Here is a 9,932-nt window from a genome sequence, read left to right as displayed (position 1 = left end):
CTCCCAGCCGCAGCAGCCAGGCCCCTACGGACAGCCCCAGGGCCCGTATGCCGCCGGGCAGCAGCCCGCGCGGCCGGCGCCGGGGGCGGGCCAGGGCTACCCGTACGGGCAGCAGCCCGGGTACGGCCAGCAGGGCTACGGCCAGGCCCAGCCGTACGGTTACGGGCAGTCGCCGTACGCGCCGGCGCGCAGGACGAACGGCTCGGCGATCGCACTGCTGATCGTGTCCGGCGTGTCGACGCTGTTCGGCTGCATCTTCGCCATCCCGGCCGTGATCCTCGCGATCCTGGCCCTGGACAAGCAGGACGACTCGCCTTCCGACTCGGCACGCCTCGCCCGGTGGGGCTGGATCGCGTACGCCATCGCGGTCGCGCTGGTCGTCGTCGGCGGGATCATCGCCATCGCGGTCATCGCCAGCACCTCCTCCGTGAGCGGGTACTGACCGCGTGACCGATGGCCCCCTGATCGTCCAGAGCGACAAGACGCTCCTGCTCGAGGTCGGCCACCCGCGCGCGGAGGAGGCGCGCAGGGCGATCGCGCCCTTCGCGGAGCTCGAGCGCGCGCCCGAGCACATGCACACCTACCGCGTGACGCCGTTGGGGCTCTGGAACGCTCGCGCGGCCGGTCACGACGCCGAGCAGGTCGTGGACGCCCTGATCACCCACAGCCGCTACCCGGTCCCCCACGCGCTGCTCGTCGACATCGCGGACACCATGGACCGCTATGGCCGGCTGACCCTCGAGAAGGACGCCGAGCACGGTCTGGTCCTGCGCACCACGGACCGTCCCGTGCTCGAGGAGGTGCTGCGGCACAAGAAGATCAAGCCACTGGTGGGAGTGCGGATCGACCCCGACCGAGTCGCGGTGCACCCCTCGGAGCGGGGCCACCTCAAGCAGGAGCTGCTCAAGGTCGGCTGGCCCGCCGAGGACGAGGCCGGCTACGTCGACGGTGAGGCCCACCGCATCGACCTCGCCGAGGACGGCTGGTCGCTGCGGCCGTACCAGCAGCACGCCGTCGAGGGCTTCTGGCACGGCGGGTCCGGGGTCGTCGTCCTGCCGTGCGGCGCCGGCAAGACGCTCGTGGGCGCGGGCGCCATGGCACAGGCGAAGGCCACCACGCTGATCCTGGTCACCAACACCGTCTCGGCCCGGCAGTGGCGCGACGAGCTGCTGCGGCGGACCACCCTGACCGAGGACGAGATCGGCGAGTACTCCGGCGCCCGCAAGGAGATCCGCCCGGTCACCATCGCGACCTACCAGGTGCTGACCACGAAGCGGAAGGGTGCGTACACCCACCTCGACCTGCTCGACGCGCGTGACTGGGGCCTGATCGTCTACGACGAGGTGCACCTGCTTCCCGCACCGATCTTCCGCATGACCGCCGACCTCCAGGCCCGCCGCCGGCTCGGCCTGACCGCGACCCTGGTGCGGGAGGACGGACGCGAGGCGGATGTCTTCTCCCTCATCGGCCCGAAGCGGTTCGACGCCCCCTGGAAGGACATCGAGGCCCAGGGGTACATCGCGCCGGCCGACTGCGTCGAGGTGCGCGTGACGCTGCCCGACTCCGAGCGGCTGGCCTACGCCACGGCCGAGCCGGAGGACCGCTACCGGCTGGCCTCGTGCACTCCCGCCAAGAACCAGGTGATCGAGCGGATCGTGGGACGCCACCAGGGCGAGCCGACGCTGGTCATCGGCCAGTACCTCGACCAGCTCGACGAGCTGGCCGGGCGCCTCGGGGCCGAGGTCATCACGGGCCAGACGTCGGTGGCCGAGCGGCAGAAGCTGTTCCAGGCGTTCCGCACCGGGGAGCTCGACCTGCTCGTGGTCTCGAAGGTCGCCAACTTCTCGATCGACCTGCCCGAGGCGAGTGTCGCGATCCAGGTGTCGGGCACCTTCGGGTCGCGCCAGGAGGAGGCCCAGCGGCTCGGCCGGGTGCTGCGGCCCAAGGGCGACGGGCGGACGGCGCACTTCTACACCGTCGTGTCGCGGGACACCGTCGACGCGGAGTTCGCCGCCCACCGTCAGCGGTTCCTCGCCGAGCAGGGCTACGCCTACCGCATCCTGGACGCCGACGACCTGCCGTAGGCCCGTCTCTGCGGATGGGCGCCGTCAGCAGACCGTGGACCGGGTCGGCCACCCGTCCGGGGCGGGTCGCTCAGGCCAGCGAGAGGAAGAGCTTCTCGAGCTTCTCCTTGTCGAGCGAGGCCTCGTCGCCGGCGATGATGCACTGCTGCAGGTTGGTCGCGATGATGGCAAAGCCCGCCTTGTCGAGGGCCCGCGAGACCGCAGCGAGCTGGGTGACGACGTCGGTGCACTCGCGGCCCTCCTCGATCATCCGGATCACCCCACCGAGCTGTCCCTGCGCCCGGCGGAGCCGGTTCAGGGCGGCGGTGAGGGTGTCGGGGTCGACGTTCATGGGCTCTCCTTCATGGGGCGCACCCATTAAACCCCGCAGGGGTGGGAGCGATTCCCCCGGCCGGCGCCGGGCGGTTCAGGCGTCTGTCAGCAAACTCCCAGACTCGGGCGCGAGACTGGGAGCGTGACCACCCAGCCCGAGGCCCGCCTCCTCGTCGTCGAGGACGAGCCCAACATCCGCGAGCTCCTCGCCACCTCACTGCGCTTCGCCGGCTTCGAGGTGCAGGTCGCCGGCGACGGGGGGACCGCGATCCGCCTCGCGTCGGAGCAGCAGCCCGACCTCGTGGTGCTCGACGTCATGCTGCCCGACCTCGACGGTTTCACCGTCACCCGCCGGCTGCGTGAGTCCGGGCGGCACCTTCCCATCGTCTTCGTGACCGCCCGCGACTCGCTCGACGACAAGATCACCGGCCTCACGGTCGGCGGCGACGACTACGTCACCAAGCCGTTCAGCCTCGAGGAGGTCGTGGCCAGGATCCGCGCCGTGCTGCGCCGCACCCGCGGGGAGCTCGACGACAGCGCAGCCCTGCGCTTCGAGGACCTCGAGCTCGACGAGGACTCCCACGAGGTGCGCCGCGCGGGCCGGGTCATCGACGTCTCCCCCACCGAGTTCAAGCTGCTCCGCTACCTGATGCTCAACCCCAACCGCGTGCTCTCGAAGGCGCAGATCCTCGACCACGTGTGGGACTACGACTTCCGCGGCGAGTCAGGGATCGTCGAGTCCTACATCTCGTACCTGCGCCGCAAGGTCGACACCGAGGGCCTGCCGCCGCTGATCCACACCAAGCGCGGGGTCGGTTACGTCCTGCGCCGGCCGCCCGAGACGCCCTGAGATGACGGCGACCCAGCAGCAGCCCACACCGCAGGCAGGCCCCCCGACGACGGGGCGCCCGCGCGCCGAGGGCTCGCTCGAGGGAGTGACCCGCAGGCTCGAGGCCCTGCCCCTGAGGGTGCGCCTCGTCGCCGTCCTGATGGTGCTCCTCTTCCTGGCCCTGACCCTCACCGCCGGCGCCACGGCATACCTCATGCGCCGGCAGCTGACAGCGGCCATCGACGACGACCTCAAGGTCGCCGCCCGGCCGGTGGCGACCCAGGCCCTGCGGCAGCTGCCGCGCATGCAGGGCCAAGGTGGCATCCCCACCGGGTACGCCTTCGTCCTGCTCCCCGTCGACGGCTCCGACCCGATCCCGCTCAACCCCACGGGCGAGACGATGCACCCGGCCGTGCCGCCCCTGCCCCTCGACGACCGACGGGTCCGTGAGGGCGAGCCCTTCACGATCGGATCGACAGACGGCCCGATGCGCTGGCGTGCCATCGCGGGCCGGCTCTCCGACCGCTCCGCGACGTTCGTCGTGGCCGTGCCGCTGCGCAACGTCGAGCGCAACGTGCGACGGGTCGTGGTGTTCGAGCTGCTCGTCGGCCTCGCCGTCATCTCGGCGGTGGGGGTGATCGGCTGGTATGCCGTGCGGCGGGCCTTCCGCCCGCTCACCGAGATCGAGGACACCGCCGCGGCCATCGCTGCCGGTGACCTCACTCGACGCATCCCGACCCGGCCGGCCGAGGACGAGGTGACGTCGCTGTCGAGGTCGCTGAACGCCATGCTCGCCCAGATCGAGCAGTCGTTCGCGGCCCGCGAGGCCTCCGAGCAGCGGATGCGCCAGTTCGTCGCGGACGCCTCGCACGAGCTGCGCACCCCGCTCGCCACCGTCCGTGGCTATGCCGAGCTGTACCGGCAGGGCGCGGTGCGCGAGCCCGCCGAGGTGGGCAGCGCCATGGGCCGCATCGAGAGCGAGGCCAGCCGGATGAGCGGGCTGGTCGAGGACCTCCTCGTCCTGGCCCGGCTCGACAGCCGGCGACCGATGAGGATCGCCGACGTCGACCTCACCGTGCTCGCCGCCGACGCGGCGCAGGACGCCCGTGCGGTCGAGCCCCAGCGGCGCATCACCCTCACCGGCATCGGCGGCGAGGTCGCGCCCACGGTGGTGCCCGGCGACGAGGCGAAGCTGCGCCAGGTGCTCGCCAACCTGGTGGGCAACGCCCTCGGCCACACCCCGGCCGGCACTCCCGTCGAGATCGCCGTCGGCGCGCGCCCCGCCGAGGGCGTGGCCGTCGTCGAGGTGCGCGACCACGGTCCGGGGATCGACCCCTCCGAGGTGCGCCGCGTCTTCGAGCGCTTCTACCGCTCCGACCCCTCCCGGGCCCGCGGCTCCGGCGGCGGCAACGGCCTCGGCCTGGCGATCGTCGCCGCGATCGTGGCCGCCCACAGCGGCAGGGTGGGGGTCGCCGAGACCCCCGGTGGTGGCGCGACGTTCATCGTGGAGCTGCCCACAGCGAGTTCTCAGGAAGCATCCAGAGTGCTCTGACCTTGCCGGGGTTGACTGGTGTCAACGCCAACCAAGGAGTGCACCGACCATGTCCCAGACCCACCACCACGACGCGATGACCGCTGCTGGCAGTGGCGACCCGGAGCGCACCGCCGAGATCCCCGCGCAGGCGACGCGACCGGTCTGGTTCGGCCAGCCAGACGCTCCCTCCGGCCAGCCCACCCCCACCGGCTACCCGGCACCGTCGGGCTACCCCGCCCCGGGCCACTCCGGCTACCCGGCTCCGGGCCAGCCCGGCTACCCGGCCTATGGCAGCCACCCCCAGTCCCCGGCTGGGCCGCTTCCCCCCGCGCCTCCGCGGGGAGGGGCAGAGCCTGCCCAGCCGGCCAGGTCCCGTCGGTGGACGGAGCTGACCGCCGTGGCGGTGCTGGCCGCCCTGCTCGCCAGCGGCGGCACGTACGCCGCGACGCAGCTGGGGCAGGAGGCCCCGTCCTCCTCGGTGGGCTCCTCCTCCACCCTGGGCCGCGCGACCGACGCCGGCCCGGTGCAGCAGGCGGACGCGAGCAACCCGAACTGGACGGCCACGTCGGCCGCGGTCTCGCCCAGCGTCGTCGCCATCACGGTGTCCGGCGCGGGTGGCAGCGGCCAGGGTTCGGGGGTCGTGATCGACGACCGCGGCCACGTGCTGACGAACAACCACGTCATCAGCGGCGCCGGCGGTCAGACCGAGATCACGGTGACCCTCAACGACGGACGCGCCTTCAAGGCAACCGTGGCGGGGACCGACCCGAGCACCGACCTGGCCGTGCTGACCCTCGAGAACCCCCCGGAGGACCTGCAGCCCGTCGCCCTCGGTGACTCCGACGCCCTCAAGGTCGGCGACCCGGTCATGGCCGTCGGCAACCCGCTGGGCCTCGCCGGCACCGTCACGACGGGCATCGTCAGCGCGCTCAACCGTCCGGTGACCACCAGCGGCGAGAGCCAGAGCGGCCAGTCGCAGGCGGAGCCCGTCGTGACGAACGCGATCCAGACCTCGGCCGCGATCAACCCCGGCAACAGCGGTGGCGCCCTCGTCAACGCCAGCGGCCAGCTCGTCGGCATCAACTCCTCGATCGCCACCCTCGGGTCGTCCCAGGGCAGCCAGGGCGGCAGCATCGGCATCGGCTTCGCCATCCCGGTCAACGAGGCGAAGTCGATCGCGAGCCAGCTCATCGACAAGGGCAGCGCCCAGCACGCCTTCCTGGGCGTCACCTCCGAGGACGGCACCGCCGCCGACGGCAAGGCCAGCCGTGCGGGGGCGACCATCCGCGAGGTCTCGCCCGGCACCCCCGCCGCCGAGGCCGGGCTCCGCTCCGGCGACACCGTCATCGCCGTCGACGGCGACCTGGTGGACTCCAGCCTGTCGCTGGTGGCGCACATCCGGGAGCGCTCCGTCGGCGACAAGGTCAAGCTCACCGTCCTGCGCGACGGTGAGCGGGTCGAGCTCACGGCATCCCTCGCCGCCCGCCCCAGCGGCAGCCAGTAGCTCCCCGCACTGAGGCAGCGTGGCCCCCTGTGGCAGGGGCCACGCTGTCTCGGCGTCTCCGCCAAACCATTGGCGTCCGGCGTCGTCGAGGTGGCAGGGTAGGTCCTTGTGTCTGGCGCAGGTGAGCTCAAGCGGGAGCAGGACTACCTCCTCGGAGCGCGAGCCGCCCTGGCCCGGATGCGTGAGCAGACCCTGTCGCTGAAGGTGCAGGCCCACGACCCGATCTCGGCCGAGCACCTCGCCCGGACCCTGCACCTTCGGGCAGCCTCCCTCCAGGACGACCCGACGACCACCCTCTTCTTCGGACGGGTCGACACCGACGCCGACGAGCGGTGGTACATCGGGCGCCGCCACGTCGCCGACGACCACGGCGACCCGCTCGTCATCGACTGGCGGGCCGGGATGTCGACCGCCTTCTACCGCGCGTCGAGGACCGAGCCGATGGGGGTGGTGCTGCGGCGCCGCTTCGGGCTCGACCGCGGGACGATCACGGCCTACGAGGACGAGCACCTCCAGGACCGCGCCGAGCACGACGTGCGCAGCCGGATCCTCGCGGAGGAGATCGAGCGGCCGCGCGTCGGGCCGATGCGCGACATCGTCGCCACGATCCAGCCCGAGCAGGACGAGATCGTCCGGGCCGGGGCGGAGCAGACCATCTGCGTCCAGGGCGCGCCCGGCACGGGCAAGACCGCCGTGGGGCTGCACCGCGCCGCGTGGCTCCTCTACGCCTTCCGGGACCGGCTCTCGCGCTCGGGGGTCCTGGTGATCGGGCCCAACCGCGCGTTCCTCGAGCACATCGGCGCCGTGCTGCCTGCGCTGGGCGAGGTGGCGGTCGGCCACACCACCATCGAGGAGCTCGTCGCCTCGGTGCCGGTCCGTGCCTCCGACCCCACGGAAGCCGCTGTGCTGAAAGGCGATGCGCGTCTCGCGGAGGTGTTGCGCCGAGCGGTGTGGTCCCAGGTGGGCGAGGCGACGGAGGCGCTGGTCGTGCCCCGCGGTTCGCGGCGCTGGCGGGTCCCGGCCCACGACGTCAACGAGCTCCTCGCCGAGCTGCGCCAGCGGGGAGTCCGCTACGACGCGGCGCGCCAGATGCTGCCGCAGCGCCTCGCGCACGCCGTGTTGCTCCAGATGGAGCGGGCAGGCGACTCCCCCGACGACAGGGTGCAGGACGCCGTCGCCCGGAGCACGGCGGTCAAGAAGTACGCCGCGCAGCTGTGGCCCACCCTCGACGCCCGGGCGGTGCTCCACAGCCTCCTCTCCGACGCCGCAGAGCTGGCGCGCCACAGCGAAGGGCTGCTGAGTGACGAAGAGAGACGAATCCTGCTGTGGGACAAGCCTCCCCGCACCAAGGGCGCCGCTCGGTGGTCCGGCGCCGATGCGGTCCTCCTGGACGAGCTCGCCGACCACCTCCAGCGCACGCCGAGTCTGGGGCACGTCGTCCTCGACGAGGCTCAGGACCTCTCGCCCATGCAGCTGCGGGCCGTCGGCCGGCGGTGCAGCACCGGCGCCGCCACCGTCCTCGGCGACATCGCCCAGGGCACGACCCCGTGGGCAACGGACTCCTGGGAGGAGTCGCTGGCGCACCTGGGGAAACCGGGCAGCCACGTCGAGGTCCTCGACCGCGGGTTCCGCGTGCCCGCCAGCGTGATCGAGTATGCCGCCCGCCTGCTGCCGCGGATGGCCGCCGGGCTCGGAGCGCCGGTGTCGGTGCGCGAGAACCCTGGCCGCCTCGACGTCATGGCGACAGGAGCCGACGAGGTGCTGCGGCAGGTCGTGGCGACCGTCGCCGCGGAGACGCTCGAGCCGGGGTCGATCGGCGTGATCGCGCCCGACGCGATGGTGCAGGGTGTCTCCGAGGCGTTGCGGGACAACGGGATCGACCACGGCGTGCTCGGGGCCGACCATGGCGACATCGACCATCAGGTCGACGTGGTGCCGGCCACGGTCGCCAAGGGCCTGGAGTTCGACCGGGTGGTCGTGGTCGAGCCGGCCGCGATCGCCGACGCCGAGCCGGACGAACGCACCGGCCTGCGCCGCCTGTACGTCGTCCTGACCCGGGCCGTCTCGGCGCTGACGGTCGTGCACAGCCAGCCCCTGCCGGCCGAGCTCCACCACGAGCCGGCCGCGGTCTGACAGACTGCCCGCGTGCCCGCCCTGCTGACCTGGTGGCGGCTCGACCTCGGCGAGCTCGCCCCGGACGCGCACGCCGACGCGGTCGATGCCGTCGCGTCCGACCTCCGGCGGCGCCTCGCTGAGGAGCACCGGCGTTACCACACGGACCGCCACCTGCTCGAGATGGTGCTGGCGCTCGACGAGCTGGAGGAGGAGGGCGAGATCGGCCACCGGGACGGCGCGGTCGCCAGGGTCGCCGCATGGTTCCACGATGCGGTCTACCTGCCGCAGAGCCCGCCCGGCGCGAACGAGGCGGACAGCGCCGACCTCGCCGTCCGCGCGCTGCACTCGCTCGGGGTGGGCGAGGACGACGTGTCCGCGATTCGTCAGCTCGTGCTCGCCACGGAGGAGCACCGGGTCCCCGACGCGCCGGGACTGGCTGCGGCCTTCCACGACGCGGACCTGTGGATCCTCTCGGCACCGGACGACCGCTTCGACGAGTACTGCGCGCAGGTGCGGGACGAGTACGCGGCGGTCCCCGACCAGGCGTACGCGACCGGTCGCACGGCCGTGCTCGAGCCCTTCCTGCGCCGCGACCACGTCTACGCCACGCGCTACGCGCGGCGGGCCTGGGGCGAGCGGGCGAGGCTCAACCTGGGCCGTGAGCTCTCCCGCCTGGCGGCGTGAGCAGCGCCTCGGCCAGGGGCCACCAGAACGCCTCGCCACAGAGCGCCTCGAACTCCGCCAGCCCGACCCAGCGGTGGTCGACGACGTCCGCCCCCGTGGCCGAGAGCGCCGGACGCACCGTGGGGACCTGGGCGCGGAACACCTGGAGGCAGCCACCCTCCCGGGGCCACCTGCCCGGCGTCAGCGGCCGGAACCGCTCATAGCCGCCCGGCACCAGGCCTGTCTCGTCGAGGAGCAGCCCGGTCTCCTCGAGCACCTCGCGCACGACCGTCTCGCGGACCCGCTCCCCCGGCTCTCGGAAGCCGCCCGGTGAGGCCCACTCCTCGCGCCGCGGGCTGTAGACGAGCGCGAAGCTTCCCTCGGCGTCCTCGAGCATGACGAGGGCGGCGAACACGTCGGCGTCCGGGGCCGGCTCGCTGGACAGCACCAGGTCGACGGCGGCGCGGCTCCCGTCGGCGAGGACGACCTCGGGGATCGTGGCGAGGACCCGCGGGCCGCTCATGCCCTGCGGCCGTGCCCGTGGCGGGGGTGGCTGAAGAACTCGGGCAGGAGCACCCACCAGTGCCGCACTGCCAGACGGTCGGCGGCCTCGTCGAGCGCGATCCAGTGTCCCCCGCCGAAGGGCCGGGCCTCGTCGACCTCCCTGGCGTACACCGCGAAGCAGGCGCGCGGCGCCGGCCACGGGTAGGACTCGTCGGCCGCCGGCACCGTGTTGCGCACGTAGCCCACGAGCTCGGCCTCCCCCTCGTCCCCGACGACCTCCCGCTGCAGCTCGGCCATGGCCTTCTCCGCCGTCGCGTCGCCGACCGCACGGCTCGGCAGGTCGAGCCCCCCGTCGTGGCGCGTCACGACGAGGACCGATCCCGCCGT

The 9,932-nt window shown here is 73.1% G+C and carries 10 protein-coding genes; 7 read left to right on the top strand and 3 right to left on the bottom strand.

Features of this window, described 5'->3' with window-relative positions:
• Both VIB11_RS07940 and VIB11_RS07935 read left to right on the top strand, forming a co-directional pair.
• Nucleotides 1–442, top strand: a 442-nt coding sequence (locus VIB11_RS07940) for a DUF4190 domain-containing protein (RefSeq protein ID WP_332030054.1), incomplete at its 5' end; no start/stop codon positions are given.
• 4 nt (nt 443–446) lie between these two features.
• Nucleotides 447–2,084 (top strand): DNA repair helicase XPB, encoded by a 1,638-nt coding sequence (locus tag VIB11_RS07935; RefSeq protein ID WP_332030052.1) that lies wholly within the window; start codon nt 447–449, stop codon nt 2,082–2,084.
• A gap of 70 nt (nt 2,085–2,154) precedes the next feature.
• Here the strand turns inward: VIB11_RS07935 and VIB11_RS07930 are convergent, their stop codons facing one another.
• Nucleotides 2,155–2,415 carry a metal-sensitive transcriptional regulator gene (locus VIB11_RS07930; RefSeq protein WP_332030050.1) on the bottom strand — a complete coding sequence of 87 codons (261 nt, stop codon included), beginning with the start codon at nt 2,413–2,415 and terminating at the stop codon, nt 2,155–2,157.
• A 123-nt stretch (nt 2,416–2,538) separates the two neighbouring features.
• Here VIB11_RS07930 and VIB11_RS07925 point away from each other — a divergent pair, with 123 nt between their 5' ends.
• The 5 genes from VIB11_RS07925 to VIB11_RS07905 all read left to right on the top strand — a co-directional run bounded on the left by VIB11_RS07925 (nt 2,539) and on the right by VIB11_RS07905 (nt 9,062).
• A complete protein-coding gene (locus VIB11_RS07925) occupies nt 2,539–3,246 on the top strand; it encodes a response regulator transcription factor (RefSeq protein ID WP_332030049.1) in 708 nt (235 codons plus the stop codon).
• A 1-nt stretch (nt 3,247) separates the two neighbouring features.
• The gene (locus VIB11_RS07920) at nt 3,248–4,777 is read left to right on the top strand and encodes a HAMP domain-containing sensor histidine kinase (protein WP_332030047.1); all 1,530 of its coding nucleotides are present in this window, start codon (nt 3,248–3,250) and stop codon (nt 4,775–4,777) included.
• Between the two features lie 49 nt (nt 4,778–4,826).
• Nucleotides 4,827–6,263 carry a S1C family serine protease gene (locus VIB11_RS07915; RefSeq protein ID WP_332030045.1) on the top strand — a complete coding sequence of 479 codons (1,437 nt, stop codon included), beginning with the start codon at nt 4,827–4,829 and terminating at the stop codon, nt 6,261–6,263.
• A 108-nt stretch (nt 6,264–6,371) separates the two neighbouring features.
• Nucleotides 6,372–8,396, top strand: a complete 2,025-nt coding sequence (locus VIB11_RS07910) for an AAA family ATPase (RefSeq protein ID WP_332030043.1) — start codon at nt 6,372–6,374, stop codon at nt 8,394–8,396.
• 12 nt (nt 8,397–8,408) lie between these two features.
• Nucleotides 8,409–9,062 carry a hypothetical protein gene (locus VIB11_RS07905; RefSeq protein ID WP_332030040.1) on the top strand — a complete coding sequence of 218 codons (654 nt, stop codon included), beginning with the start codon at nt 8,409–8,411 and terminating at the stop codon, nt 9,060–9,062.
• On the opposite strand, the gene VIB11_RS07900 is transcribed toward VIB11_RS07905, so the two are convergent.
• Both VIB11_RS07900 and VIB11_RS07895 read right to left on the bottom strand, forming a co-directional pair.
• The gene (locus tag VIB11_RS07900; protein WP_332030038.1) at nt 9,025–9,564 is read right to left on the bottom strand and encodes an NUDIX hydrolase; all 540 of its coding nucleotides are present in this window, start codon (nt 9,562–9,564) and stop codon (nt 9,025–9,027) included. The two genes, VIB11_RS07905 and VIB11_RS07900, sit on opposite strands and share 38 nt — an antisense overlap.
• Nucleotides 9,561–9,932, bottom strand: a 372-nt coding sequence (locus tag VIB11_RS07895) for a hypothetical protein (protein ID WP_332030036.1), incomplete at its 5' end; no start/stop codon positions are given. The genes VIB11_RS07895 and VIB11_RS07900, both read right to left, overlap by 4 nt.

The organism is Pedococcus sp., from assembly GCF_036554925.1.
Taxonomy (GTDB): domain Bacteria; phylum Actinomycetota; class Actinomycetes; order Actinomycetales; family Dermatophilaceae; genus Pedococcus_A.
The sequence above is the reverse complement of the archived record's forward strand: the minus strand, read 5'-3'. Positions and strand labels throughout refer to the sequence as shown.